Below are 26,066 nucleotides of genomic sequence, written 5' to 3' on the forward strand. Positions count from 1 at the left end.
GTGAAGGCAGCGGAGCCGGCACGGCTCCGCCCGCGCGCGTGGAGACAACCAGGGCGCTGGACGTTACGATGCTCTCAATCGTGCGGCATCAGTGCGGCAGCCAGGCTTGGGGGAGTCGATGGACAGGATCGTCGGAACGATGGTTGCCGGAGCCTTACTGCTTACCGCGTCGTCCTGCGCGCTGCCCGGGGCCGGACCGCCGTCGTCGTCCGCACCGCCACTGTCCGCTACGCCCCCATCTACCACGCCCCGGTCCGTGCCGGCCGTGAGCTCGGCGGGCCCGTCCGCCGTGCCCGGGCTTCGGTTCGCCAACCCCGACTACTACGCCATGCCCGGCCAGACAGTCACTTTCAGCGTCTCCGCATCGCTGCCCCGCGGGGTCAACATTGCGCAGTACGAATGGGATTTCGACGGCAACGGGGTCGTTGACCAGGTGGGGCCGATCCCGGTGGCGACCCACAGCTATCCCGCCCTGTTCGAGGGCACTGCGACGGTGCGGATCACCCATGCCACCGGGGGACTGTCGACGGCCTCGACGGGCGTCCACATCGGCCGCGGCCCCAGGGACGGGCTGCCCGTCGCCCCCGTCAACGTAACCGTGGCGGTGACCGCCCATTCCAACGGCATCAGCACCGTGCAGATAACCTGGGAACCGGGCGGCCCGGAGCCCTACCGGTGGGCCCTCACCGTGGACGGCATCCCCGCGGGCATGGTGGAGGGCGCGGCGCGGTCAGCGACCATCACGGACGTGCACCGGGCCAGGGACGTAAGGATCGGGGTTGTGGGTTTCACCCAGAACCAGGGCATGGGGGACCCGGCCGCGGTGACGCTTCCCGCACTTTCCTACTAGGCTCCCGCTCCACGCCCGCAGGGTCTCAGGCCCGGGCGATCACCTCGCCGTTCGGGATCAGGAACCAGCCGTCGTCCGTGGAGCCCCAGCGGTGCCAGCCCGCGGAGATCCGGGCGAGGTCCGCGGCGGTGGCGAACCCGTACTCGAGCGCCTGGTCTGCGAACGCCGAATGCAGCACCCGCTCGCCCCACACCCGGGCCTGCCAGCGGCGCTGCTGGCCGGTCGCGTAGAGCCAGTTGCTGCTCGACGGCGCGACGTCGGTGAACCCGGCGGCCTGCGCCCAGGACACGAGCCGCCGCCCGGCGTCGGGCTCGGCACCGTTCCGGCGCGCGATGCGCTGGTAGAGCTCCATCCACTCATCCAGTTCGGGGACGGCGGGGTACCAGCTCATGCCGTGGAAGTCGGCGTCGCGCACCGCCACGATTCCGCCGGCCTTGGCGACCCGGCGCATCTCCCGGAGGGCGGCCACCGGATCGGTGAGGTGCTGCAGTACCTGGTGGGCGTGGACGACGTCGAACGTCTCGTCCCCGAAGCCAAGGTCGTAGATGTTGCCGGCGACGAACTCGACGCTCTGTACGCCGCGCTCGGCCGCGAGGGCAGCGGCATGGCCGATCACCTCGGTGGAGCGGTCCAGCCCGGTGACTTTCCCGGCGGACACAAGCCCGGCGAAATCGCACGTGATGCTGCCGGGTCCGCAGCCGACGTCGAGCACCGACACCCCCGGGGCGAGGTGCGGAAGGACGAACGCCGCTGAGTTCTCCGCCGTGCGGGAAGCGTGGGCGCGGACCACGGATTCGTGGTGGCCGTGGGTGTAGACGTCGTCGGGCTGCTGGGCGCTCATAAGGAAACGCTACGCCGACCGCGGCCGGATTAGGGGCCGGTGGCGGCTTCTTCGCCGGCCTTGACCGTTGCGTCGATCATCGCGTGCATAAACCGGGTGGCGAGTTCGAGCTCCTCGGGCGTGAAGCCCGCAAGTGCGGCGGCCATGTGCCGGGCGAGCGGCGCGAACATGGCGCCGCCGTCGCGGTAGGCCTTGGGGGTCATCCGGAGCTGGACCTGGCGGCGGTCCGTGCCCTGCCGTTCCCGGACCACGTGGCCGGACTTGTCGAGCCGGTCGATCAGGGCGGTGGTGGCGGGGGAAGAGAGGTGGAGCTCCCGGCGCAGCACCCCGGGCGTGACCACCTGGTTCCTGGAGGTGTGCTGCATGATCACGGACAGGGCGTTGAGGTCGGTGCGGTGCATGTCATTGCGGGCGCCGGCCGCGTCCGCAAAGCGGTTGGCTTCCAGGCTGAACTCCTGCAACAGGCTGACCAGCGGCGGCGGGCCTGCGGCGTCGGGGCGTCCCGGCGGTTCAGTTGACATCTCACCCCTCCTGCTCCGCCCCGCGGGGCTTGCGCGGTTTGCGCCATCCGGAGTTTACTCCAGCCCGTCCGCCGGACCGGCGAAATTATTTCTAGACTGTCACTTATATCCATGATGGAGATAATCTATGATTTACTAAATTCTACTCCGCGTCACCACCCGAGAAGGACACCATGAAACACAGCCGGCAAAATCCCCACCGAGTCCCGTTCTGGCTGCGCTGGCTCGTGCCCGCCGTGCTGGTGGTCGCCTGGCTGGCCATCGCTGGCATCGGCGGCCCCACCTTTGGCCGGCTCAGCGAGGTCTCCTCCAACGACCAGGCCTCATTCCTCCCCGCGGGGGCCGAGGCCACGGAGGCGCAGGATTGGCAGGCCAAGTTCCGCGACTCCAAGGAGATCCCCGCGGTCATCGTGATCGAGAGCGATTCCGCGTTCACCCCCGCGCAGCTCGGTGAAGCCGCCGCCATCAAGGGCAAGCTGGAAGAGCTCAAGGCCGGCAGCAGCGTGATCGGGCCGATCCCCTCCAAAGACGCCAAGGCCGTGCAGTTTGTGGTCCCCATTGCCTCCTCGGACGAGGTCAAGAACGTGATCAAGGAGGTCCGCGACGAGGTCAAGGCCTCGGCGCCGGAGGGCATGCGGACCTTCGTCACCGGCCCGGCGGGCCTCACGGCAGACCTGGTCAGCGCCTTCGGCGGCATCGACGGCATCCTGCTGCTCGTGGCGCTCGGGGCCGTGTTCGTGATCCTGCTGGTGGTCTACCGGTCCCTGCTGCTGCCGATCGCGGTGCTGTTCACCTCGGTTTTCGCGCTCTGCGCCGCCATTCTGCTGGTGTTCGGCATGGCGAAGCTGGGCTGGATCCAGCTCAACGGCCAGAGCCAGGGCATCCTGTCCATCCTGGTGATCGGCGCCGCGACGGACTACGCGCTGCTCTACGTGGCACGGTTCCGCGAGGCCCTGACGCACACCACCAACCGCACCGCGGCTGCCCTCACCGCCTGGAAAGCTGCGTGGGAGCCGATCCTGGCCTCCGGCGCCACGGTGATCATTGCGCTGCTCTGCCTGCTATTCTCCGACCTGAACTCGAACAAGGCACTGGGCCCGGTGGCGGCCGCTGGCATCCTCTGCTCGCTCTTCGCCGCGCTCACCCTGCTGCCGGCCATGATGGCGCTGCTCGGCCGCACCGCGTTCTGGCCGTTCCGGCCCAAGTTGCTCCCCGAGGAGGAGCGCGAGCCTGAATTCGTCACCGGTCTCGAGGGCCAGAGGGGCCTGTGGCGGGCCACCGGCACGCTGGTTTCCCGCCGCCCGCGCACTGTCTGGGTGGCCTCGGTACTGCTGCTGGTGGTGGCCGCCGCGGGCGTGCTCCAGCTCAAGGCCAACGGCGTCCCGCAGACCGCCGTCATCCTCTCCGCCTCCAACGCGGTAGACGGACAGAAGGCCTTGGCCCGCCACTTCGACGCCGGCAGCGGCAGCCCCGCCGTGATCGTCACCGACCAGGCCAAGGCCCAGGACGTGCTGGCCAAGACCAAGGACACCGACGGCGTGGGCGACGCCTATCTGGTGGCCGACTCCGGCGCCCCCGTTATCCCCGGCGCCCCCGGTGCCGCCACCAAACCCGCGGTCCGCGACGGCCGGGTCCTCATCAACGCCACCCTGAACGACGCGGCCGACTCCAACGAGGCCGAGAACGTCGTCGTCCAACTCCGCACGGAACTCAAGACCATCGACAGCGGCGCGCTCGTCGGCGGGGTAACCGCCACGGCGCTGGATACCAACACCACCGCCCAGCGCGACCTGGTCACCATCATCCCGGTGGTTCTGGCCGTCATCCTGGTCATCCTGATGCTGCTGCTCCGCTCGATTCTGGCGCCGGTGCTGCTGGTGGCCTCGGTGGTGCTCTCCTACGGCGCCGCGATGGGCGTCTCCGCCGTCGTGTTCAACCACATCTTCGGCTTCCCCGGGGCGGACGCCACCGTTCCGCTCTTCGGCTTCGTCTTCCTCGTCGCCCTCGGCGTGGACTACAACATCTTCCTGATGAGCAGGGTCCGCGAGGAGTCCATCAAACACGGCACCCGGCCGGGCATCCTGCGCGGCCTCGGCGTCACCGGAGGGGTCATCACCTCGGCCGGCGTGGTGTTGGCGGCGACCTTCGCGGCCCTGGGCGTCATCCCCATCATGTTCCTGGTGCAGCTTGCCTTCATCGTGGCGTTCGGGGTGTTGCTGGACACCGTCCTGGTCCGCTCCCTACTGGTCCCGGCCCTCGCCTATGACATCGGCCCGCGGATTTGGTGGCCGGGCAAGCTCGGACGCCCCGACGCGGACGCGGCCGGGCGTGAGCTCCCGGCCGCCCCGGAGCCGGAAACCGCCGAGGCGGGAATCCGCTAGCCGAATCCCCGCCAGCCGAAACCGCCCGCGGCACCCTCCGCCGCAGCCGCCGTCACCGTCCCTGGTTCCCCCACCAGGCCACGGTTGCGGCGGCTGCTTGCGCAAGTGGCGTCGGCTGCAGGCCCAGCGCCGCCTCACTTGCCTGCGAGTCCATCACGAAGGGGTACTCGAACTGGTACAGGGTTTCGGCCAGTTCCCGGGTGCCGGGAGAGACTGCCCCCAAGGCCCGCAGCGCCCAGCCCGGGACACCCGCCACCCGGGGGCCCCGCATCCCGGCAGCGGCGGCGAATGCTGCGGCCATCGCGCGCTGGCTCGCCGCGGGTCCGGTGGGCGCATGCCACACCCGGTTCCACAGCGAAGGATCCTGTGCCGCCCTGATCATGGCGGCGGCCAGATCCGGCACATAGGTGAACGAGTGCGGTTGGTCCGCGCTGCCGACCACCAGCAGGCGCCTGCCTGCCAGCACCGGCTTCAGCATGCGCTCGCCGGCGTGCGCGCCGAGCACCCGGGGACCAAAGAAGTCGCTGGCCACCACGCTGACGGTGTCCGTGGCGGACGCGGCCCGCGCCCTGAGCAGTGCGGTGCGGATCCCGCGCTTGCCGCCGCGGGCCTCTCGCGGACTGTCTTCGCGCATCGTCCGGGCAGGTTCGCTGTAGGAGTACAGGCTCTCGGGGAAGACGACGACGGCTCCGGCTTCGGCTGCCGCCGCCAGCACCGTCTGCTCCGCGCCCGGAAGCTCGGCTGCCCAGGCGTTGGCCGTGTACTGCGAACCGTGGATGCAGTGGAAGACGGCTCTGGCGTCCCTGAACAGCTCGCCCAGCCGCGCCGGGCTGGAGACGTCTACGGCGATTCGCTCGACGCGCGGATGGATCGGCCCGCTGCCGGAGCGGGTGAGCACCCGCACCCGGTGGCCGGCCGCGGCAAGTTGCTCGGCAACCGTCCAGCCGACCGGACCGGCGCCGGTGACGACAAACATTGCAGGGCCCGGGACGCCGGGGAAGCCGGAGGGGGACATGGTCTTCTCACTTTCGCTGCTACGGTCATTGAGAGCAGTGCTCTCTCAGTCAGAATGCGGCGAGTTAGGGCAAAAGTCAAGAGCAGTGCTCACATTTGTTGACACTGCTCCGGGCTGTGGAATGCTGGAGGCATGCCGCAGACTGCCTCCGCTCCGCCCGTCGAGCCCTCCATCACGCCCTCCACGCCGCGCGCGCGGGCCCGGGAGCGGACCATCCAGGACATCGTGCGCATCGGCCGGGAGCATCTGGCCCTGCACGGCGCCGCCGCGCTGTCCCTGCGCGCCGTCGCCAGGGAGCTCGGCGTCGTTTCGTCAGCCGTGTACCGGTATGTCGAGAGCCGCGAGGAACTGCTGACCCTGCTGCTGGTCGATGCCTACAACGAGCTGGGGGATGCGGTGGACGCCGCCGTGGGGGCTCGCCCGGAGGGCGATTTCGAGGGGAGGTTCGAGGCGCTAGGAGGGGCGGTTCGGGCCTGGGCGGTGGCGCAGCCGGCCAGCTACGCGCTGCTCTTCGGCAGTCCGGTACCCGGCTACCAGGCTCCGTCGGAGCGGACCATGGTGCCGGGGACGAGGGTCATCAACTCCCTCATGACACTGCTTGACGGCGCCTACCGCTCCGGCCTGCTGGCGGTGCCCGACGACCGGGCCGCCGTCGTGCCGGCGCTTGCCGCTGACCTGGAGCGGATCCGCAGCGAGGCCGGACTGGAAGTGCCGGACGAGCTGCTGGCGCGTGGTGCCTTGGTCTGGACCTCGCTGTTCGGCGCCATCAGTTTCGAAGTGTTCGGCCAGTACGGCGCAGACACCTTCGCGGCCCGGGATGAGCTGTTCGCGCATCATCTTGCCGTCCTCGCCGGGATTGCCGGGCTGCGATCCTAGGTGTACGTCCGCGCCGGGCTGCGCGTCGGCGCGGACCCCTGTTGCCTCCCGGTGGTGCTCGATAGACTGCGACTGCGCCAACGCCGGCGCCCACCGCCTGCAGGAGGGATCCACACATGTCTGAAAACAGTGAGTTTGATCGAACGGCAGCACAGCAGCGCCCCGGCGCCGCCCCGGTCCCGGCTGCCGCCGAGCCCGCAGCCGACGCCGACGCCGGCCAGTACGTTGAGGGCGACTACGGCAAAGCGGGCGTTGCGGGCGAGAACCCGGCAGACGCGCCCGAGGGCGAATACCCGGAGGGTGACTACGGCAAGGCGGGGGTGGCCAGCGGCACGCGCGTAGGCGACGAAGCGGGCGACTACCCCGAGGGTGACTATGGGCGCGCCGGCGCAACCGGACCGGACACCGTCGTCGGCGAGGAAGGCGAGTACCCCGAAGGCGATTACGGCACGGCGGGCGCCGCCGGTCCTCGGCGTGCAGGGCACCGGGCCGAGGGTGCCGCGGAGGAACCGGCGGGGCGCGACGGCGCAGTCAGGGACGACGCGGGCCGCGAGGACACCTAGGCCGCCCGAACTCACTTCGCTCCTCCACCCGGCGTTCTCGCACAGCGAAACCAGCCGCCACGGCGCCTCGTCGCGCCCAAAACCCGCGGAAATTCGGGGCCTTGAGAAGGACTTGGCGCGCCCGAATCGCCCCTGCGCCCAGAGTTGAGTGAACCAGACTCAACTTCGGATTGACTTCTCCCCGGTGCTGGGTAAAGTTGAGTGCAGAGCGCTCAATAAGTGGGCGCGCCTCGTCCTCGACGGGCTCGAACTCCGGGTATGCCCCGGCCGCCGGGCACCCGCCCGACAGCCGGGGCCAGCAAGTTTCCAAGGAAAGAAGGAAGCAACACATGTCACGTGCAGTAGGTATCGACCTCGGAACCACCAACTCCGTCGTCTCCGTTCTCGAAGGTGGCGAGCCCACCGTCATTGCCAACGCCGAGGGTGGCCGCACCACGCCGTCGGTTGTTGCGTTCTCCAAGTCCGGCGAGGTCCTGGTCGGCGAGATCGCCAAGCGCCAGGCCGTCAACAACATCGACCGCACCATCGCCTCCGTCAAGCGCCACATGGGCACCGACTGGACCGTCGCGATCGACGACAAGAAGTACACCGCGCAGGAAATTTCCGCGCGCATCCTGATGAAGCTCAAGAACGACGCCGAGTCCTACCTCGGCGAAAAGGTCACCGATGCCGTGATCACCGTTCCCGCGTACTTCAACGACGCCGAGCGCCAGGCCACCAAGGAGGCCGGCGAGATCGCGGGCCTCAAGGTGCTGCGCATCGTCAACGAGCCCACCGCGGCAGCCCTGGCCTACGGCCTGGACAAGGGCAAGGAAGACGAGCTCATCCTCGTCTTCGACCTCGGTGGCGGAACCTTCGACGTCTCCCTCCTCGAGGTCGGCAAGGACGAAGACGACTTCTCCACCATCCAGGTCCGCGCCACCGCGGGTGACAACCGCCTCGGCGGCGACGACTGGGACCAGCGCGTCGTCGACTACCTGCTGAACCAGCTCAAGGTCAAGGGCATCGACCTCTCCAAGGACAAGATCGCCCTGCAGCGCCTGCGTGAGGCTGCCGAGCAGGCCAAGAAGGAACTTTCCTCCTCGACCAGCACTAACGTCTCCCTCCAGTACCTCTCCGTCACCCCCGACGGCCCGGTCCACCTGGACGAACAGCTGACCCGCGCCAAGTTCCAGGACCTCACCAAGGACCTGCTGGAGCGCACCAAGAAGCCGTTCCACGATGTCATCAAGGAAGCCGGCATCAAGCTCTCCGACATCGACCACATCGTGCTGGTCGGCGGCTCCACCCGTATGCCGGCCGTCTCCGATCTGGTCAAGGAGCTCGCCGGCGGCAAGGAGCCGAACAAGGGCGTCAACCCGGATGAGGTCGTCGCCGTGGGCGCCGCACTGCAGGCCGGTGTCCTCAAGGGCGAGCGCAAGGACGTGCTGCTGATCGACGTCACCCCGCTCTCCCTCGGCATCGAGACCAAGGGCGGCATCATGACGCACCTGATCGAGCGCAACACCGCCATCCCCACCAAGCGCAGCGAGACCTTCACCACGGCGGACGACAACCAGCCGTCCGTGGCCATCCAGGTCTTCCAGGGCGAGCGTGAATTCACCCGCGACAACAAGCCGCTGGGCACGTTCGAACTGACCGGCATCGCTCCCGCCCCGCGCGGCGTTCCGCAGGTCGAGGTCACCTTCGACATCGACGCGAACGGCATTGTGCACGTCTCCGCGAAGGACAAGGGCACCGGCAAGGAACAGTCGATGACCATCACCGGCGGCTCCAGCCTCTCGAAGGAAGACATCGACCGGATGGTCCGCGACGCCGAGGAGCACGCCGCCGAGGACAAGGCCCGCCGCGAGGCGACCGACACCCGCAATACGGCCGAGCAGCTCGCCTACTCCGTGGACAAGCTGATCGCCGACAACGCCGACAAGCTGCCCGAAGAGGTCAAGACCGAGGTTCAGGCCGACGTCGACGCCCTCAAGGCCGCGCTCGAGGGCACTGATGACGCCGCCGTCAAGACCGCGTTTGAGAAGCTCCAGGCTTCGCAGACCAAGCTCGGCGAGGCCATCTACGCCCAGCCCGGTTCCCCGGACGGCGCCGCCGGCGCCCAGGGTGCCCCGGCCGGCGAGCAGGCAGCTTCCGACGAAGACATCGTTGACGCCGAGATCGTTGACGAAGACGAGAAGAAGTAGTCATGCCGCACCACGGTAACGAAGAAGAGCACGCTGGCGAGGGCCGGGACGAGAACCAGAAGCCGGTGATCCACGACAACCGCAAGGTTGATCCGAAGACCGGCCAGGCCCGCCACCCCGACCAGGAACGCGCGGGGGACGCCGACGCCGGGGACGCGCTGTCCCAGGCCGAGGACATCCTCAACAGCGTCGACGTTCCGGCAGCGGAGTCGGTGGCCCAGGGCGTCGACGCCGGGGAGGCGGAGGAACTGAAGAACGACCTCCGCCGCCTGCAGGCCGAGTACGTCAACTACCGCAAGCGGGTTGAACGCGACCGTGCCGTGGCAGGGGAGATGGCCGTCATCGGCGTCCTGAACGCCCTGCTCCCGGTGCTCGACGACGTCGACGCCGCCCGGCAGCACGGTGACCTCGCGGACGGACCGTTCGCCGCGATCGCCGCCAAGCTGGAGAATGCGCTGAAGACCTACGGCTTGGTGCGCATTGATGAGACCGGCGTGGAGTTCGATCCCACGATCCACGAGGCCCTCATCCAGCAGCCCGGCCCGGACGTCGTCACCGACACCGTCAGCCAGGTCCTGCGCTCCGGCTACAAGTCCGGCGACCGGGTGCTCCGCGCAGCCCAGGTCATCGTGTCTGTTCCGGCGTAGTCACCTTTGGCGCCTCCACGCCTTCGCGGATGAGGGGGCCCCGCCCCTCCGCGTGGAGGCTATGGTCCTGCGGACCACAGCCTCCACGCTCCGGCAGGCCCGAAGCCACACCCGGGCCCCCTCATCCGCTACGGCGTTCAGCTTTCGGGTCACCTAAGGTGAGATGATCACAAGCTCGCAGCGATACATGGGCCCCGGGAGTGGCATCGGGCCTGTCGGAGCCGGGTGTCTTGGGATCGCAGATCCCAAGACACCCGGCGAAGGGGCGGGGGCCCATGTATCGCGGAGAGCTCGGTAAGAACAGATTTGAAAGGAAACGCCAGTGGCTAGCCAGGACTGGGTGGACAAGGACTTCTACAAGATCCTTGGAGTCGCCAAGGACGCTTCCGACGCCGACATCAAGAAGGCCTACCGGAAGCTTGCTCGGCAGCACCACCCGGATACGAACGCCGGTGACACCGCGTCGGAGAAGAAGTTCAAGGACATCTCCGAGGCGTACTCCGTGCTGTCCGACCCGGACGAGCGCCAGCAGTACGACGCCATCCGCGCCATGGGCGGCGGCGCGCGCTTCGCCCCCGGCGGCGCCGGTGGGGCCGGTGGCGGCGCGGGGTTCGAGGACCTCTTCGGCGGCCTGTTCACCGGCGGCGGCGGACGGCACTCCGGCGGCTACAGCACCGCGGGCGGCATTCCGCCCGAATTCGCCGACCTCTTCGGCGGCGGGGGCTTTGGCGGTGGCCAGTCCTTCCAGCGCGGCCCGCAGAAGGGCGCCGACCGCACCGCGTCGACCAGCATCTCCTTCGCCGGGTCCATCCGCGGCACCACCATCGGCCTGCGCGAGCCCGACGGCGAGGTCATTGACGTGCGGATCCCGGCCGGAATCAAGGACGGCCAGAAGGTCCGCGTCCGCGGCAAGGGCCAGTACGGTCCGGCCGGCAACGGCGACCTGATGGTCACCGTGTCCGTGAAGCCGCACGATTTCTACACCCGTGACGGGGACAACCTGCGCATCCATGTCCCGGTCACGTTCCCGGAAGCCGCGCTCGGCGCCGACATCGAGGTCCCGACCATCGACGGCGACAAGGTCAAGGTCCGGGTGCCGGCCGGGACGCCGTCGGGCCGGACCCTGCGCGTCAAGGGGCGCGGTGTGAAGCACACCAAGGCCACCGGCGATCTGCTGGTCACCATCGACGTCGCCGTGCCCAAGAAGCTGGACAAGGCCGCCGAGGAAGCGGTGAAGGCCTTCGCCGCGGCCACCTCCGGCGAGGACGTCCGCGCCGGCCTGGCAGCCAAGGCCCGGCTGTAGGAGTCCTGGCATGGACATCGAGTTCGACCAGCCGATCTTCGTCATCTCCGTCGCCGCGGAGCTGGCGGACATGCACCCGCAGACGCTGCGCCAATACGACCGGCTCGGCATCGTCTCGCCCAGCCGCGCCCCCGGCAAGTCCCGGCGGTATTCGCAGCGTGACGTCAACATGCTCCGTGAGGTGCAGCGGCTCTCCCATGAGGGGGTCTCGCTGGAGGGTATCAAGCGGATTCTGCAGCTGGAGAACCAGGTCGCGGCGCTGCAGCGCCGCGTTGCCGAGCTGACTGAGGAGCTAGGCCGGCGCCGGCAGCCATTGGATTCCCGGATATTCGCCGCGGGGGCAGCGGGCGACGTCGTCACGCTGGCCCGCGGCCAGCGGCCCCGCGCCCGTTCGCAGGCCCTGGTCGTGTGGCGACCCGGAGCGTTGGACCACTAAGCGCCGCTATCCGGGACGCCGACCGGGGTCAGTAACTGGCGGGGGAGTCGCCGTCGGCCGACCGCACAAATTGCGCGGCAAGGGCCTCGGAGCCCCGGGCCAGCAGTGCGACGTCGGCCCCCACCAGGATGAAACCGGCACCGCTGGAGAGGTAGTGCCGGGCGGTGTCCGGGTTGAAAGCGTTGACGCCGGCGGGTTTGCCTGCCGCCTTTGCAGCGGAGAGGCAGTGCTCAACGGCGGCGCGGACCTCGGGATGTTCCTGCTGTCCCAGCAGGCCCATGGACGCTGCAAGGTCGGAGGGCCCCAGGAAAATCGCGTCCACACCATCCACGTTCAGGATGTCCGCCACGGCATCTACTGCCGCCACCGACTCGATCTGGACCGTGACGCTGATGGTTTCGCCGGCGCGGGCCAGGTAGTCAGGGACCCGGTTCCAGCGCGCGGCCCGGGCCAAGGCCGAGCCGACGCCGCGTACGCCGTGCGGCGGATAGCGGGTGGCGGCGACGGCGGCTTGCGCCTCCGCCGCCGAGTTCACCATGGGAATCAGCAGGTTCTGGGCGCCCAGGTCCAGGTACTGCTTGATCACCACCGTGTCGTTCACCGGGGGCCGGACCAAGGTGTGGACCGGATAGCCGTGGATGGCCTGCAGCTGGGCGAGGATGGATTCGAGTCCGTTGGGGCTGTGCTCGGCGTCGACCAGGAGCCAGTCGAGCCCGGAGCCGGCACAAATTTCGGCCACGAGGGGGCTGCCCGAGCACACCCACATCCCGGCCAAAGGCCGTCCGGAGGCGCCGGTCTGGCTGCGCAGGGCGTCCCGGAAAGTGTTGTCTACTCGAAACGGCATGTGATGCTCCCCAATGGTCCGTAGTCCGCGTGGACGGTATCACCCTTGTACACCCACATCGGCCGGGTGAACGAGCCGGCGAGGACGATGTCGCCGGCTTTCATGGCGTCCCCGTGTGCGGCGATCTTGTTGGCCAGCCAGTGCACCCCGTTGGCCGGATGGTCAAGGACGCCGGCGGCAACACCGGTTTCCTCCACGGTCTGGTTCTTGTACAGGATGGCCGAGATCCAGCGCAGGTCGACGGTGTCCGGCTTCACCGGGTTGCCGCCGATCACCATGGCGCCCATCGCGGCGTTGTCCGCGATGGTGTCCACGATGGTCCGGCCGTCCATCTCGATCCTGGAGTCCAGGATTTCGAGGGCCGGCACCACGTAGTCGGTGGCGTTCAGGACGTCGAAGATGGTGCAGCCGGGTCCCTTGAGCGCATCCTTCAGCACGAACGCCAGCTCCACCTCAACTCTCGGATGCGTGTACCGGTCCCACTCCACTGAGCAGCCGGTCTCAAGCACCATGTCATCGAAAATCGCACCGTAGTCCGGTTCGGTGATGCCCGTGGCGGCCTGCATGGCCCGGGATGTGAGGCCGATCTTGCGGCCCACCAGGGTCCGGCCGGCGTCCTCATTGCGGCGCCGCCAGAGCTGCTGCACGGCGTAGGAGTCCTCCACGGTCATGTCCGGGTAGCGGGCTGTCAGGCGGGGGACCGGGGTCCGGCTGCGGCCGGCTTCCAGCAGTTCGTCGGCGATGGCCTCGATCGTCTTGGCATCCAGCATGGCTACAGCTGCGCCCCGAGCTTGAACCCCTCGGCCGCAGAGCCTTCCTTGCGGGTGTAGGAGAATCCGTCGGCCCCCACGGTGACGGCCATTTCGGAGGCGTCGGTGCGTTCGATCACCGGTTGGGGGTTCCCGTCGAGGTCCAGGACCAGGGAGGCTTCGGTGTACCAGGACGGGACCACGGGGTTGCCCCACCAGTCGCGGCGTTGGTTGTCGTGCACGTCCCAGGTGATGGTGGGGTTGTCCGGGTCTCCGGTGTAGTAATCCTGGGTGTAGATTTCCACGCGGTGGCCGTCCGGGTCCAGGATGTACAGGTAGAACGCGTTGGAGACGCCGTGCCGGCCGGGGCCGCGTTCGATCCGGTCGCTGATCCGCAGGGCGCCCATCTTGTCGCAGATCTGGATGATGTTGTGCTTCTCGTGGGTGGCGAACGCGACGTGGTGCATGCGCGGGCCGTTGCCGCCGGTCAGGGCGGTGTCGTGCACGGTCTGCTTGCGGTGCATCCACGCGGCGTACGTGACGCCGTCGGAGTCCTGGATGTCCTCCGAGACGCGGAAGCCGAGGTCCTCGAGGTACTTGCGGCCGCGCGGGACGTCCGGGGTGACCTGGTTGAAGTGGTCCAGCCGGACCAGCTCGCCGGCGGAGTAGAGATCGTAGCGCTGGGTGAGGCGTTCCACGTGCTCCACCTCGTAGAAGAATTCGTAAGGGAAGCCAAGCGGGTCCTCGACGCGGACGGCGTCGCCGATGCCCTTGGTGAAGCCGTCCTTGCGGCGCTCGGTACGGCACCCCAGTTCCTTGTAGTAAGCCTCGGCGGCGTCCACTTCGGCGGGGGACTTCACCCGGTAGGCGAAGGCCGCGACGGCGGCGATGGGGCCCTTGCGCAGCACCAGGTTGTGGTGGATGAACTCTTCGAGGGAACGCAGGTAGATCGCGTTCTCGTCCTCCTCGGTCACGTGCAGGCCCAGGAGGTCCACGTAGAACTCACGGGACTTGGCGAGGTCGGTGACCACAATCTCCATGTAGGCGCAGCGGACGATGTCCGGTGCCGGGACCGTGGGGGTGGGGATGAAGTTGGTCATGGGATTCTCTCTTCTTTGAAAGGGTTCTGGGGTGGCGCTGGCCGGAAGGCTCAGGCGCCGAACTTCGGGGTGTGGACGGCGCCCAGAGTGATGTGGACGGCCTGCTGGTCGGTGTAGAAGTCGATGGACCGGTAGCCGCCCTCGTGGCCGAGGCCGGAGGCCTTGACCCCGCCGAAGGGGGTGCGCAGGTCGCGGACGTTGTGGCTGTTGAGCCAGACCATGCCGGCCTCGACGTTCTGGGAGAAGTTGTGCGCGCGGGTCAGGTTCTGGGTCCAGATGTAGGCGGCGAGGCCGTAGCGGGTGTTGTTCGCGAGCGCGAGGGCTTCGTCGTCGGTGTCGAAGGGGGTGATGGCGACGACGGGGCCGAAGATCTCCTCCTGGAAGATCCGGGCGTCCGGGGCGACGTCGGCAAACACGGTGGGGGCGATGTAGTTGCCCTCTGGGAGATGGTCCGGGCGGCCGCCGCCGGCCAGCAGCCGGCCCTCAGACTTGCCGATCTCCACGTAGCGGGAGACCTTCTCGTAGTGTTCGGGGTGGACCAGGGCTCCGACCTCGGTGTTCGGATCATGCGGATCGCCGACGACGATGTTCTTTGCCCGGGCGGCGTACTTCTCGCAGAACTCCGCGTAGATGCCGCGCTGGACCAGGATGCGGGAGCCGGCGGTGCAGCGTTCGCCGTTGAGCGAGAACACGCCGAACAGGGTCGAGTCGATCGCGGCGTCGAGGTCGGCGTCGGCGAAGATGATCGCCGGGCTCTTGCCGCCAAGTTCCATCGAGAGGCCCTTGAGGTTCTCCGCGGCGTTGCGGAAAATCGTCTTGCCCGTGGTGGTTTCACCGGTGAAGGAGATCAGCGGGACGTCCGGATGCTTGACCAGGGCGTCCCCGGCTTCCTCCCCCAGGCCGTTGACCAGGTTGAAGACACCGTCGGGCAGGCCGGCGTCCTTGAAGATCTTCGCCCAGAGCGAGGCGGAGAGCGGGGTGAATTCGGCAGGCTTGAGCACCACGGTGTTGCCCGTGGCCAGCGCCGGGGCGAGCTTCCAGGATTCGAGCATAAAGGGCGTGTTCCACGGGGTGATGAGGCCGGCGACGCCGATCGGCTTGCGGTTGACGTAGTTGATCTGGGCGCCGGGGACCTTCATGGCGTCGTCGAACTGGGCCACGATCAGGTCGGCGAAGAAGCGGAAGTTCTCGGCCGCGCGCAGCGCCTGGCCCTTGGCCTGGGTGATCGGCAGGCCGGTGTCGAAGGTTTCGAGCTGCGCGAGGCGGCTCTCCTGGGCCTCGACCGCGTCGGCGATCCTGTTCAGCACGCGGGCGCGTTCGCGCGGTTTCATCCGCGGCCACGGGCCCTCGGTAAAGGCCTTGCGCGCGGCGGCGACGGCGAGGTCGATGTCCTCTTTCTGGCCGGCGGCGGCGGTGGCGTAGGTCTCGTTGGAGACCGGGTCCAGGACGTCGAAGGTCTTGCCGCCCACGGAGTCCACGAATTCACCGTTGATGTAGTGCTGGATATGGGTGGGCAGGTCCTGCGGGACGTAGCGGGTTGTGGTAGCAGGAGCAGTAAACGTCATTGTTGTCTTCCTAACTGTTGCCCTGGGCGAGGTAGGCGTCCAGGGTTGCGGAGCGGTGCAGGCGGGCGGCCTTTTCGATCTCGTCGGCGCTCGCGCCCGACTCGATAAGCCGCAGGAGCATCTCGTGTTCTTGCACCGATTCCCGGGCGCGGCGGGGGACGAAACGGAAGGTGGACGAGCGGAGGGACGCCAGCCGGTTCCAGCCCCGGTGGACCAAGTCCAGGATGTGGGGGTTGGGGCAGTGCTCAAACAGAATGCCGTGGAAGGCCTGGTTCAAGCGGGTGAACCGGTCGGGGTCGAAGTCCTGCAGGCACTCGCGCATCTCGGCGTTGACCGCCCGTGCCCTAGCGATGTCCGGCGCGCTGATCAGGGGTGCCGATAGCGCCGTCGCTGCCCCCTCCACGATGCTCAGGGTCTGCATGGTGTAGAGATACTCGGTGGGGTCGATCCCGAAGACGGTGGCTCCGACGTTCCGCTCGAATTTCACCAGGCCTTCTGCCTCGAGCCGGCGGATGGCTTCGCGGACCGGCACCACGCTAACGCCCAGGTCCTCGGCGATCTTCGCCAGTACCAGCCGGTATCCAGGGGAGTACGACCCGTCCACGATCCGGCCCTTGACGGCCGCATAGGCCCGCTCGGACTTGCTGACTGCCTGCGGGCCAGCGGTGCTGGTGGTGTCACCCATGGGCTTTGCCGGCTTCCCATTCCTCAAAGCGCGCCCGCCATGCCGCGTTGAGCGGGTACAGGCCGTCCACGCTGTGGCCCTGCTGCACCATCTCGGCGATGAATGATTCCTCACGCTCCTGCGCGATCGAATCATCCGCGAGTTCCTCGGCCAGCGCCGGCGGGATCACCAGGATGCCGTCCGCGTCGGCCACGATGATGTCCCCGGGCTGGACGGTCGTGCCGCCGCAGGCGATGGTGATGTCCGTGTCCCACGGGATGTGCCGGCGCCCCAGGACCGCCGGGTGCGGGTTGGCGTAGAAGGTGGGCATGTCCAGGGCAGCGACGGCGGAGAAGTCGCGGACCCCGCCGTCGGTGATGACGGCCGCCGCGCCGCGGACCTGGGCGCGGAGGGCCAGGATGTCGCCGATGGTGCCGGTGCCCTTCTCGCCCCGGGCCTCCATGACCAGGATCTCGCCGTCGTTGACGGAATCGATGGCCCGCTTCTGGGCGTTGAAGCCGCCGCCGTGGGTCTTGAACAGGTCTTCGCGGTTGGGGACGTAGCGCAACGTTCGGGCCAGGCCCACAATCCGCTTGTCCGGCCGGGTGGAGGTCAGGCCGTCGATGCTGACGTTGTCCAGGCCGCGCTTGCGCAGCTGGGACGACAGGGTGGCGGTGCAGACGCTCTCCAGCTTGGCCTTCAGCTCGGGGGCGAGGGCAGGTGCGGGGGACGCGAGCCCCGCCGCCTCGCGCGAGCCGTACGCCTCCTCCCGCTGGAGGTCGTCGGTCTTCGGCCGGGCGCCGAAGTCGGCGAACGGCGTCGTTCCCTCGGCGATCCGGGTGGCGAGGCGGCCGGTGCTGAGGTCTGCGCTGCTGACTTCAACCTCGACGAGGTCGCCGGGCTTGGCCACGGAGGCGCCGGCGGGAGTGCCGGTGAGAATGATGTCGCCCTTTTCGAGGGTGAGCAGTTGGGAAAGATCCGCGATGAGCCGGGCGAACGGGAAGAGCAGGTCCTCGGTGCTGTCGTCCTGGACCAGGCTGCTGTTGTGCCAGGTGCGGACCCGGAGTTTGGCGGGGTCAACGGCGTCCGCCGCGAGCAGGGCCGGGCCTACGGGGGTGAAGCCGTCGCCGCCCTTGGACCGGAGGTTGGATCCCTTGTCCGCGTAACGGAGGTCGTAGACGCCGAGGTCGTTGCTGGCGGTGACCCACTCCACGTGGCTCCAGGCGTCGTCGATGGCCACACGGCGGGCGGGCTTGCCGATGACCAAAGCGATCTCGCCTTCGAAGCCGAGGAGTTCGCAGCCGGCCGGGCGCTCGACACTCGAGCCGCTGAGCGCCAGGGAGGACGATGGCTTCAGGAAGTAGGACGGCTGCTCGGGCGTCCGGCCGCGCTGGGCCGCCCGGCTGGGGTAATTGATGTGCACCGCGATGACCTTGCGGGCCGAGGCCAGGGTGTGGTCGGTGACCTGTTCCAAGTGCTACTCCTCAACGAGTACGATATCGTATACGAAACTATCCCTCACGAATCGTGGCACGTCAACCCCTAACCGGACCAAGTAGTCGGGCCGCCGTAACTGAGTACCCGCGACAAAAGTCAGGTGGTCGTGCCCGCATAGTCGCGTACCGGCAGCCCGTGACTCCCGCCCGGGCTGCCGGTTGAATTGTCTTGGCAGTCGGGTGGCAGCCCAAAACAGGAGTTCCAGTGCAAATGTCGGGGGGCAGCACATGTTCACTTCACTGATTCCGGACGCGACAGCGCCGGTGTCCGCAACGATCGCGGACCGGCCATGAACTCCGGATTGCAGGCCGTCGCCCTCTTCGGAAGCTCTCTGCCCGGGCTGCTCCTGTTGACCCTCGGACAGGCGCTCGTCGTCGTCTGCGTCTGCTTTGACCTGGTCCGGGCCGTCTCCGTGCCGCGGACCCGACGCCGTTATGTGGCCAACACGGTGTTCCGCACCCTGGCGCTGCCGTCGATCCTCAGCATGCTCCTGATCGTGTTGGTCCAGGCGGCGTCGGGAGCTTGGGAACAGGTAGCCGGCGGTGTCTTCGTCCTGGTGTCCGTCATTTTCCGCTGGCACCACGACAGCGACGAGGACAGTTGGTGGAAGGGCAAGGGCAAACAGCTCGGCCGCTGGCTCCGGAGCCGCGCAGCGACACGTTTCGTCACCGCGCCCGCCGCCGCCTGAGCCATCCCCGGCCGACCCTCAGCCACCGGGCAGCCTAGTCGGTGAAGAGCCCGGCCAGGTCCTCGGCGGTCAGCGCCCCGCCGGAAAGGGCATCGCCTTCCATCACGTCGGCGAACAGCTGGGACTTCCTGGCCTTGAGCGCCATGACCTTCTCCTCGATGGTGTCCTTCGCCACGAGCCGGTAGACCATCACGTTGCGCGCCTGCCCGATCCGGTGGGTCCGGTCCACCGCCTGCGCCTCCGACGCCGGGTTCCACCACGGGTCCAGCAGGAAAACATAGTCCGCCTCGGTCAGGTTCAGGCCGAAGCCGCCGGCCTTCAGGCTGATCAGGAACACCGGGGCTGCGCCGTTTTTGAACTCGTTGACGACGTCGGTGCGGTTGCGGGTGCCGCCGTCGAGGTAGCAGAACTCGATGTTTTCGTCGATGAGCCGCTCGCGGACCTTCCCGAGGAAGCCGGTGAACTGGCTGAAAATCAGCGCCCGGTGGCCCTCCGCCACAAGATCCTCCAACTGCTCGAACAACACGTCGAGCTTGCTGGAGCGCACCCCCGAGAGGGAGGGGTCGATCAGCGACGGATCGAGGCTGAGCTGGCGCAGCAGGGTCAGCGACTGGAAGATCGTGAAGCGGTTCTTGTTGACGTCCTCGATCAGGCCCAGGATCTTCTGCCGCTCGCGCTGCAGATGCGTCTGGTAGACCTTCTGGTGCCGCGGGTTCAAGACGACTTCGAGGACCTGCTCCTGCTTCGGCGGCAGATCGTGGATGACCTGTTCCTTGGTGCGGCGCATCATGAGCGGGCGGACCCGGCGGCGGAGCTTGTCCAGCTGCGCCTTGTCACCGTTCTTCTCCACCGGCTTCTGGTAGTACTCCGCGAAGCGCTTGGGGCTGGAGAAGAGCCCCGGCGCCACGATCGAGGTCAGCGCCCAGAATTCCATCAGGTTGTTCTCCAGCGGCGTGCCGGTGATGGCCAGCCTGAAGCCGGCGGGGAGTTTCCGGGCGCACTGGTACGCCTTGGACTGGTGGTTCTTGACGAACTGGGCCTCGTCCAGCACCAGGCCGGCCCACTGCCGGGAGGCATAGGCCTCGTAGTCGATCCGGAACAGCGCGTAGGACGTGATGACAACGTCGGCGCCCGCCATCGCCTCGGCCGGCACCGAGCCGCTCTTCGCGAAGGTTTCGCTGATGGCCCGGACCGTGAGGCCGGGCGCGAACCGCGCGGTTTCGGCCTGCCAGTTGCCCACCACGGAAGTGGGCGCCACCACGAGGAAGGGGGCCGTCGCTGGAACGTCTGCCTCAGCGGCCGCGACCTTGGCGGCGCAGATCAGCGCCAGCGCCTGGACGGTCTTGCCCAGGCCCATGTCGTCGGCCAGCACCCCGCCCAGGCCGTGGCGGTAGAGGAAGCTGAGCCAGTTGAAGCCCTCCAGCTGGTACGGGCGCAGCTCGGCATTCAGGGTGGGCGGCAGCGGCAGCCCCTTGACCCCGCCCTCCAGCAGCCCGCCCACAGCCTCGCGCCAGGCGGCGGCCTGCTCGTCGACGATCCCCAGCTGCGCCAGCTCGTCCCAGAGCCCGGCCTGGAAGCGGCTGATCTGCAGCGGTGCGTCCTTGTTGTCCTGCAGCTCCCGGGCTTCCTCGATCAGGGCGCGCAGTTGGTGCAGCTCAGGCAAGTCCAGGGAGAAGTAGGCGCCGCTGGGCAGCAGCATCTTGGTCTGGCCCGCCGCGAGGGCGGAGAAGACGGCAGCGAAGGAGACCGGCTGGCCCTCGAGCGAAATCTGGATGCCCAGGTCGAACCAGTCCCGCTGCTCGGTGGCCTTGGTGGAGATCGAGACCACCGGGGCCTCCTCGGCCTCGCGGTAGTCGGCCATCTCGCCGGCGGTGTCCACGGAGACCTCCGGCAGTTCGCTGAGCCGGGGCAGGACCTCCTCGGTGAAGGCGAGCGTGTCCAGGCCGCTGAGTTCCGCGGACGCCGCCAGCCGGGGAGTGCCCCAGCCGCCCGTGGCGGATTCGCCGAGCTTCGGCACCACGTCCCAGGGCTGGCCCACGGTCTCCAGGATCCGGGCCTCGGCGGCATCGTCGCGGTAGCCGTGGTCACCCGGGTGACGCCACAGCGGCTGGGCCGTAACCAGGGTGCCGGAGGTGTAGTGCCACTCCCAGTGCAGCCGGACCCGGTGGTCGGCGCCGTAGTCCGCCAGCAGGGACAGGGTGGGGACCGCCAGGGCGGGCAGCTCCACGGATTCGTCGGAAGCCGTCACCCGGGCGGTCTGCTTGAGCTTGGGATAGAACCCGGTCAGGAAGCGGCCTTCGTCCCGGGCCGGAATGCGCAGCGTGGTGCCGGCGGTGACGAAGGTCAGGAGCTCCTCGCTCAGGCCGCCCTCCAGCGGCGCGAGCGTGATCGCCGCATCCCCCGGAGCGACGCCGGGCAGCGCGTCGGCGTCGGAGGCCAGGAAGATCCCATGGGCTGGCCGGCCGATTGTGCCCACCGACGCCGGATCAACCACTGTCCCCTCCACGGTGATGGTCGGGGCGAGCGCCAGCCCGCCGCCGTCGTTCTCCTCGGCGCCGAGCCGGGTCAGGTTGAGTCCGACGGCGGCCGGCTCGCCGGCCAGGTGCACGGGGTCGTCCCCGCGGCCGTGGACCAGGACGAGGCCGATCTTCCGGGCTTCGGCCAGCAGGCTCCACAGGTTCTTCCCGGCGTAGGTGTTCAGCCCCAGCCAGGGCGCGGTGCCGGAGTGCTGGCGGTTGGCCAGGGCGGTATGCGAGGCCAGGAATTCCAGCATCCACTCGACGTGCGCTTCGTTGCACTCACGCCGGTAATTCAGGTAGCTCAGCGTGTTCCAGGAAACGTCGCCGCGGATCCACTTGCCCTTGGCGCCCATGATGACCGGGCGGGCCTTCAGCTGGCGGACGCTGCGCAGCGGATCCCGGCGTCCGGTGTAGGAGAAATGCGGTGCCGGTTCCTCGATCTCGAACTGCAGCGCCAGCGGGACGCCGTTGGTCGAGGCGGTGATTCCCGGCCGGGCGAGCAGCGGGCTGAGCGCCTGTTCCCAGTCCGGCAGGTCCTGGGCCGGGGGCTGGCGGGAGAGCCGGGAGGAACCGGCGGGTGCCAGCAACTGCATGCGGGTGGCCGGGTTGTCCTCGGCGGCGAAAAGCAGCGCCGCCACGTGCTTGCAGTCCTTCCGGACGGGGCAGCTGCACACCCCGACGCTGCAGCTCCAGCCGCTTCCCTTGCGCACCAGCTTCGCCGTTGTCGAATACGGCACGGGCGCGCCGCCGCGGACCTTGCCGAGCAGCAGACCGGTGGCGGGATCGAAGGACATCCCGGAAACCCGGCTCCCCATGGCGTAGGCAAGCCCGGCCGCGAGGGAGCGGTCGTTGATCGCGGGGGTCTGTATTGCCAGTGCCGCACTCTCGTCCGGATGGGATGGCATGTGCGCACTACTTTCAGCAGTTGGTCATCTGATCCATCTTAGCCAGCCCGGCGGGGACCGGAAACTTCGCCAGACGTTCACCTGCCGCAGGGGTCGCCGGCAACGGCGCAGACCTACGGTGGAGGGGACCGGAGCAGCACCCGCACCACCGTGAGGATTCCCCATGAGCAGCAGCCTGATCCCGAGCCCGACCGCCACCGGCCACGCCCCGGTCCTGACCAGGGACAGCCTGCACGGCGGCAACGTGGACGTTGTGGACGCGAACGTGGACGTCGTCAATGCCATGTACGCGGAACTGCTCGACGCCGAGGAGATCGCGCCCGCCGCGCTGTGCAGCTACTACGTGGACTTTTACCTGACGCAGGCCCTCGACGGGGGCTTCGCCCAGTACGTCTTCACCGTGCCGGAGCGTGCGGAAATTGACGGGTACATCCGGGCCGGGCTCGCCGGCATGGGCGCGACGGCGCACCTGGACCTGTTCAACCGCAGCGTGGCCGCCTTCGACGCCCTCTCGGACGAGGAAGCCGACGCGTACCTCGACGGGGAAGGCAGCGAGGCCGGGGCGCCGGAGGCCGTCCAGCTCCTGGAGCGGCTCGACGGCGAATTCGAGCCGCTGCTGGAAACCGAGGACCTCGTCGCACTCAACGCTGCCTGGCTCCGCAGCCAGCCGGACCTGCTGGTCCTGGACGGAGACGAACTCGACCGGCACATCCACGAACGGGTGTCCCGGATCCCCAACCTGGCGGAACGCCAGGCCGAGGCAGCCGAGGAGGAACGCCTGACCGCACCGGAGTTCGAACAGATCATCCGGGAACTCTGCGAGGTGGCCGGACACACCCTGCTGAAGATCACCATGGGCGACCCGAACCACGACCACAACGGCGAACGGGTCCTGGCCTGGCACTTCACCACGGACCAGGGCGAGTTCCTCATGCTGGAGGACGACGACGAGGCTTACATGGTCCACCCGGAGACCCGGGAGATCGTGGCCGCCGTCGAGTTTGTGGACGAGGACGGCGACGACGAGCCAGAGTCCGGCTCCTAGTAACCGCCCGCAGCGGAGGTGATCATCTCCCCGGCCGGGTTCACGAGGTACCAGACTCCGCCGACGCCTTGGCCGGTGATGTCGCCGGGGGCCTTGTCCTTGACGTAGTAGTACACCGGCATCCCGTTGATGGTCAGCTGCTTTTTGCCTTCCGGCGTGGCGATGGTCCCGATCTTGCCCGTGACGCCTTCGACAGCGGGCGCGTCGGAGTCGGCGAGCACCGGCGGCCACGCCGCGATGCAGGAGCCGGTGCAGGCGCTGGTGCCGGAGTCCTTGGTGTCCTTGGTGAAGTAGTAGACGCTCATGCCTTTGGCGTCGACCACCACCTGCCCCGCCTTGGTCGCCGCCGTCTTGAGCGCCGCGGCGGACGCCGGGGCGCCCGACTCGCTGCCCGCTGCCGGGGTGGACGCTGCCGGGGTGGAGGACGAAGTGGCAGGACCAGTCGTCGTGCCGGCGGTGGACGCCGGCGAGGTGGAGGTTCCGGTGCCGCCGGCGCAGCCGGAAAGAACCGCGGCGAGGGCGAGGGCGGACAGGGTGGCGCCGTAGTGCTTTGTCATGATTGGCTCCTTGGCTCGGTGCCGGTCCTCTCGCGGTCCGGCTAGTTGATACGACGGCGGCGGGTGAAGAATGGTTCACGGGCGGGCCGGTGAACTTTTTCGATCGTATGGACGTCCTAGTGGGGCAGCAGGAGAAAGCCCGGGAGGTGCCGCGTGCCGCTTGATGAAGATGTAGTTGCTGCGATCTACCGCGACCACGGCACGGCCCTGCGGCGGTTCGTCCTGGGCGCCTGCCACGACCCGCAACTGACGGAGGACGTGGTGCAGGAAACGGTGCTGCGCATCTGGCGGCAGGCGCCGCAGATCACCGGCAGCCTGCGCAGCTACCTGTTCCGGACCGCGCGCAACATCCTGATCGACAACTACCGCAGGGCCCAGCACCGGCCGCTTGAAGCGGCGGAGCGGGACGTGCCCGACCCGGCCGGGGCCGCCGACCGGGTGGATGAGCTGCTCAACCGGGTCCTGATGGAGGAGGCCCTGCTGCGCCTCAGCGCCGAACACCGGGACGTGCTGGTGGCCCTCCATTACCGCCGCTTCACCGTCCAGGAGGCTTCCGACCATTTGAATATTCCAGCCGGCACGGTGAAGTCCCGGGCCTTCTACGCTGTCCGGGCGCTCCGGACCATCCTGGACGAAATGGGGGTGCAGCGGTGAACGGACCCGAACGCCACCAGTTGCTCGGGGCGTACCTGCTCGGCGGCCTGCGGCCGGACGAGTCCGCGGCCTTCGAACGGCATCTGGCCGAATGCCGGGACTGCCGCGCCGAACTCGATGAGCTCGCCAGCCTCCCGGCGCTGCTGGACGCGGTCCCGGTGCCCGACGCCGTCGCGCTCGGGGCCGCTGCCGCCCCCGGGCGAGAGCCGGCGCCGTCGGATTCCGCTCCGGCGGTGCCCCGGCGGCTGCTCGAGGAATTGTCCTCCCGCCGTCGGGCGATTCGACGCCGGTGGACCGCGGCGCTCGCTGCCGCTGCGGCGGCGTGCCTGGCGCTCGGCATCCTGGCCGCGCCGCTGTTCAACCAGCCGCCCAAGCCGGATGCCAGCTACTCCGTCCAGGCCGGCGACGGGCTGCAGTTCACGGTGTCCCTGGTCAAGAAGAGCTGGGGTACCGAGCTCGCCGTCGACGGCCGGAGCCTCCCGCTGGACGGGACCTTGTCGCTTTGGGTGAGGGCCGGCGACGGCGGCGAAGACCGCGCCTGCGCCTGGACGGCAACGGCGAGCGGGAAGGCGCGCGTCACCGGAGCCACGCCGCTGCAGCTCGCCAACATCGCCAGGATTGAGATGCGGAACGGCCAGCAGACCATGGCCGTCATAGCCGTGCCGCGGGGGTAGGGCCCGTAGCCGGGGGCCCACTCCTACATCCGGGCGAGCCGGGCCCGGACGGCCATAAAAACGCCGTAGCAGATCAGCCCCGCGCCGACGGCGGCCAGCATGTACATACCCAGCGGCTGGTCGCGTAAGGCCTTCAGCCCGCCGTCGAGGCCTGTCGATTCGTCCGGGTCCGCCTTCACCGTGGCTATGACGACCAGCAGGCCCGTCAGCAGCAGCGCAACACCCTTGGCTGCGTAGCCCGCGATTCCGGTGACGGACACCGCGGTCCGGGCGTGCTCATTGGAGGGCATGCGCAGATACTTGATGAATGACTTCCTGAAGCCGCGGATGGCGTAGACCACCCCGGTCACGGCCACCGCGGCACCGATGACGATCAGCAAGAGGACGCCGCCCGGGGCCTGCATGAGCTGCAGGGTGAGGTCGCTGGTGGAGCGCCGGTGGTCTGCATGGGCGCCGATAGCGACGGAAGCCAAGGTGAGCGCGAACCCGGTGTAGACGACTGCCTGGAGGGCGGCCTTAGATTTGTTGGCGATCTTCTTCTTGGTCGGCAGGTGTGAGAAGTCGAAGATGGCATCACTGGTCTGCCAGATTGCCAGCGCGACGCAGGCGGCGAAGGCGCTCCACAGCAGGATGGGGCCCGCCGGTTGGCCGGCCAGCTCCGAAACGGCACCGCTCACATCGGCCTGCCCCTGGCCGCCCATGGCGAGCCTGATCGCGACCAGTCCGATCAGGAAGTGCAGGATTCCGGAGACGGCAAACCCGGCCCGTGCCGCGTATTCGAGCGGCTTCGAATTGGTGACCTCCTCGGCGACTTCGGCGGCGTCCTGAAGTTCTTTTTTAATGGTCGGTCCCTTGCGTCCTTGAGCTATTCCGCTGCGGTGTTGCCGCCGCCAGCCATGTATATCCCGTAATCGTGCCACGGGAATCGGCCGCGAGACAGCAGCTACGCGGCACCAATGGCGGACCCGGGCCTGCCGTCCCTG

General features: G+C 68.6%; 24 protein-coding genes. 12 read left to right on the forward strand and 12 right to left on the reverse strand.

Annotated features, from left to right (window positions below; all coding sequences use genetic code 11):
- Positions 1 to 265: 265 nt before the first annotated feature.
- Complete coding sequence (locus E7Y32_RS06625) at positions 266 to 850, forward strand: PKD domain-containing protein (protein WP_146336426.1); 585 nt, start codon at positions 266 to 268, stop codon at positions 848 to 850.
- Positions 851 to 875: 25 nt separating this feature from the next.
- On the opposite strand, the gene E7Y32_RS06630 is transcribed toward E7Y32_RS06625, so the two are convergent.
- Both E7Y32_RS06630 and E7Y32_RS06635 read right to left on the reverse strand, forming a co-directional pair.
- Positions 876 to 1,691 (reverse strand): methyltransferase domain-containing protein, encoded by an 816-nt coding sequence (locus E7Y32_RS06630; protein WP_146336427.1) that lies wholly within the window; start codon positions 1,689 to 1,691, stop codon positions 876 to 878.
- 29 nt (positions 1,692 to 1,720) lie between these two features.
- Positions 1,721 to 2,212: a MarR family winged helix-turn-helix transcriptional regulator gene (locus E7Y32_RS06635; protein WP_146336428.1), complete on the reverse strand. Its 492-nt coding sequence runs from the start codon at positions 2,210 to 2,212 to the stop codon at positions 1,721 to 1,723.
- Between the two features lie 173 nt (positions 2,213 to 2,385).
- Here E7Y32_RS06635 and E7Y32_RS06640 point away from each other — a divergent pair, with 173 nt between their 5' ends.
- Complete coding sequence (locus tag E7Y32_RS06640; protein WP_146336429.1) at positions 2,386 to 4,593, forward strand: MMPL family transporter; 2,208 nt, start codon at positions 2,386 to 2,388, stop codon at positions 4,591 to 4,593.
- Positions 4,594 to 4,645: 52 nt separating this feature from the next.
- On the opposite strand, the gene E7Y32_RS06645 is transcribed toward E7Y32_RS06640, so the two are convergent.
- On the reverse strand, positions 4,646 to 5,569 hold the full coding sequence (locus E7Y32_RS06645; RefSeq protein ID WP_146338307.1) for an NAD-dependent epimerase/dehydratase family protein: 924 nt from the start codon (positions 5,567 to 5,569) through the stop codon (positions 4,646 to 4,648).
- Positions 5,570 to 5,740: 171 nt separating this feature from the next.
- On the opposite strand from E7Y32_RS06645, the gene E7Y32_RS06650 reads away from it, so the two are divergent.
- The 6 genes from E7Y32_RS06650 (at position 5,741) to E7Y32_RS06675 (ending at position 11,622) form a co-directional block, all read left to right on the forward strand.
- Positions 5,741 to 6,484: a TetR/AcrR family transcriptional regulator gene (locus E7Y32_RS06650; protein ID WP_146336430.1), complete on the forward strand. Its 744-nt coding sequence runs from the start codon at positions 5,741 to 5,743 to the stop codon at positions 6,482 to 6,484.
- Positions 6,485 to 6,600: 116 nt separating this feature from the next.
- Positions 6,601 to 7,047 (forward strand): hypothetical protein, encoded by a 447-nt coding sequence (locus E7Y32_RS06655; RefSeq protein WP_186467061.1) that lies wholly within the window; start codon positions 6,601 to 6,603, stop codon positions 7,045 to 7,047.
- Between the two features lie 329 nt (positions 7,048 to 7,376).
- On the forward strand, positions 7,377 to 9,236 hold the full coding sequence (gene dnaK, locus E7Y32_RS06660; RefSeq protein ID WP_146336431.1) for a molecular chaperone DnaK: 1,860 nt from the start codon (positions 7,377 to 7,379) through the stop codon (positions 9,234 to 9,236).
- Between the two features lie 2 nt (positions 9,237 to 9,238).
- Complete coding sequence (locus E7Y32_RS06665) at positions 9,239 to 9,883, forward strand: nucleotide exchange factor GrpE (protein ID WP_146336432.1); 645 nt, start codon at positions 9,239 to 9,241, stop codon at positions 9,881 to 9,883.
- Positions 9,884 to 10,205: 322 nt separating this feature from the next.
- A complete protein-coding gene (locus tag E7Y32_RS06670) occupies positions 10,206 to 11,186 on the forward strand; it encodes a DnaJ C-terminal domain-containing protein (RefSeq protein WP_186467062.1) in 981 nt (326 codons plus the stop codon).
- A 10-nt stretch (positions 11,187 to 11,196) separates the two neighbouring features.
- Positions 11,197 to 11,622 carry a heat shock protein transcriptional repressor HspR gene (locus tag E7Y32_RS06675; RefSeq protein WP_146336433.1) on the forward strand — a complete coding sequence of 142 codons (426 nt, stop codon included), beginning with the start codon at positions 11,197 to 11,199 and terminating at the stop codon, positions 11,620 to 11,622.
- Between the two features lie 28 nt (positions 11,623 to 11,650).
- On the opposite strand, the gene E7Y32_RS06680 is transcribed toward E7Y32_RS06675, so the two are convergent.
- From E7Y32_RS06680 to E7Y32_RS06705, 6 genes are read right to left on the reverse strand one after another with little or no spacing between them, the layout of a single operon-like run.
- On the reverse strand, positions 11,651 to 12,466 hold the full coding sequence (locus E7Y32_RS06680; RefSeq protein ID WP_186467063.1) for an HpcH/HpaI aldolase/citrate lyase family protein: 816 nt from the start codon (positions 12,464 to 12,466) through the stop codon (positions 11,651 to 11,653).
- Positions 12,451 to 13,236 (reverse strand): 2-oxo-hept-4-ene-1,7-dioate hydratase, encoded by a 786-nt coding sequence (gene hpaH, locus E7Y32_RS06685; protein ID WP_146336434.1) that lies wholly within the window; start codon positions 13,234 to 13,236, stop codon positions 12,451 to 12,453. The genes E7Y32_RS06680 and hpaH overlap by 16 nt, the downstream gene beginning before the upstream one ends.
- Positions 13,237 to 13,238: 2 nt before the next feature.
- Positions 13,239 to 14,315 carry a 3,4-dihydroxyphenylacetate 2,3-dioxygenase gene (gene hpaD, locus E7Y32_RS06690; protein ID WP_146336435.1) on the reverse strand — a complete coding sequence of 359 codons (1,077 nt, stop codon included), beginning with the start codon at positions 14,313 to 14,315 and terminating at the stop codon, positions 13,239 to 13,241.
- 50 nt (positions 14,316 to 14,365) lie between these two features.
- Positions 14,366 to 15,880, reverse strand: coding sequence for a 5-carboxymethyl-2-hydroxymuconate semialdehyde dehydrogenase (hpaE, locus tag E7Y32_RS06695; RefSeq protein ID WP_146336436.1), 1,515 nt, complete (start codon positions 15,878 to 15,880; stop codon positions 14,366 to 14,368).
- A 10-nt stretch (positions 15,881 to 15,890) separates the two neighbouring features.
- On the reverse strand, positions 15,891 to 16,565 hold the full coding sequence (locus tag E7Y32_RS06700; RefSeq protein ID WP_146336437.1) for a GntR family transcriptional regulator: 675 nt from the start codon (positions 16,563 to 16,565) through the stop codon (positions 15,891 to 15,893).
- Positions 16,558 to 18,018 (reverse strand): fumarylacetoacetate hydrolase family protein, encoded by a 1,461-nt coding sequence (locus E7Y32_RS06705; RefSeq protein WP_146336438.1) that lies wholly within the window; start codon positions 18,016 to 18,018, stop codon positions 16,558 to 16,560. The genes E7Y32_RS06700 and E7Y32_RS06705 overlap by 8 nt, the downstream gene beginning before the upstream one ends.
- Positions 18,019 to 18,330: 312 nt before the next feature.
- On the opposite strand from E7Y32_RS06705, the gene E7Y32_RS06710 reads away from it, so the two are divergent.
- The gene (locus E7Y32_RS06710) at positions 18,331 to 18,729 is read left to right on the forward strand and encodes a hypothetical protein (protein ID WP_186467064.1); all 399 of its coding nucleotides are present in this window, start codon (positions 18,331 to 18,333) and stop codon (positions 18,727 to 18,729) included.
- A 34-nt stretch (positions 18,730 to 18,763) separates the two neighbouring features.
- On the opposite strand, the gene E7Y32_RS06715 is transcribed toward E7Y32_RS06710, so the two are convergent.
- Positions 18,764 to 22,153: a DEAD/DEAH box helicase gene (locus tag E7Y32_RS06715; protein WP_146336439.1), complete on the reverse strand. Its 3,390-nt coding sequence runs from the start codon at positions 22,151 to 22,153 to the stop codon at positions 18,764 to 18,766.
- A gap of 163 nt (positions 22,154 to 22,316) precedes the next feature.
- On the opposite strand from E7Y32_RS06715, the gene E7Y32_RS06720 reads away from it, so the two are divergent.
- Positions 22,317 to 23,198 (forward strand): hypothetical protein, encoded by an 882-nt coding sequence (locus E7Y32_RS06720; protein ID WP_261382560.1) that lies wholly within the window; start codon positions 22,317 to 22,319, stop codon positions 23,196 to 23,198.
- Here E7Y32_RS06720 and E7Y32_RS06725 read toward each other — a convergent pair.
- Positions 23,195 to 23,755 carry a hypothetical protein gene (locus tag E7Y32_RS06725; RefSeq protein ID WP_146336440.1) on the reverse strand — a complete coding sequence of 187 codons (561 nt, stop codon included), beginning with the start codon at positions 23,753 to 23,755 and terminating at the stop codon, positions 23,195 to 23,197. The two genes, E7Y32_RS06720 and E7Y32_RS06725, sit on opposite strands and share 4 nt — an antisense overlap.
- A gap of 153 nt (positions 23,756 to 23,908) precedes the next feature.
- On the opposite strand from E7Y32_RS06725, the gene E7Y32_RS06730 reads away from it, so the two are divergent.
- Both E7Y32_RS06730 and E7Y32_RS06735 read left to right on the forward strand, forming a co-directional pair.
- The gene (locus E7Y32_RS06730) at positions 23,909 to 24,409 is read left to right on the forward strand and encodes a sigma-70 family RNA polymerase sigma factor (RefSeq protein WP_146336441.1); all 501 of its coding nucleotides are present in this window, start codon (positions 23,909 to 23,911) and stop codon (positions 24,407 to 24,409) included.
- Complete coding sequence (locus E7Y32_RS06735; protein ID WP_146336442.1) at positions 24,406 to 25,083, forward strand: anti-sigma factor; 678 nt, start codon at positions 24,406 to 24,408, stop codon at positions 25,081 to 25,083. Before E7Y32_RS06730 ends, E7Y32_RS06735 begins: the two co-directional genes overlap by 4 nt.
- Positions 25,084 to 25,106: 23 nt before the next feature.
- Here E7Y32_RS06735 and E7Y32_RS06740 read toward each other — a convergent pair whose 3' ends face one another.
- Positions 25,107 to 25,952 carry a DUF1206 domain-containing protein gene (locus E7Y32_RS06740; RefSeq protein WP_146338317.1) on the reverse strand — a complete coding sequence of 282 codons (846 nt, stop codon included), beginning with the start codon at positions 25,950 to 25,952 and terminating at the stop codon, positions 25,107 to 25,109.
- Between the last annotated feature and the right edge of the window lie 114 nt (positions 25,953 to 26,066).

This window comes from Arthrobacter sp. UKPF54-2 (assembly GCF_007858535.1).
GTDB lineage: Bacteria > Actinomycetota > Actinomycetes > Actinomycetales > Micrococcaceae > Arthrobacter.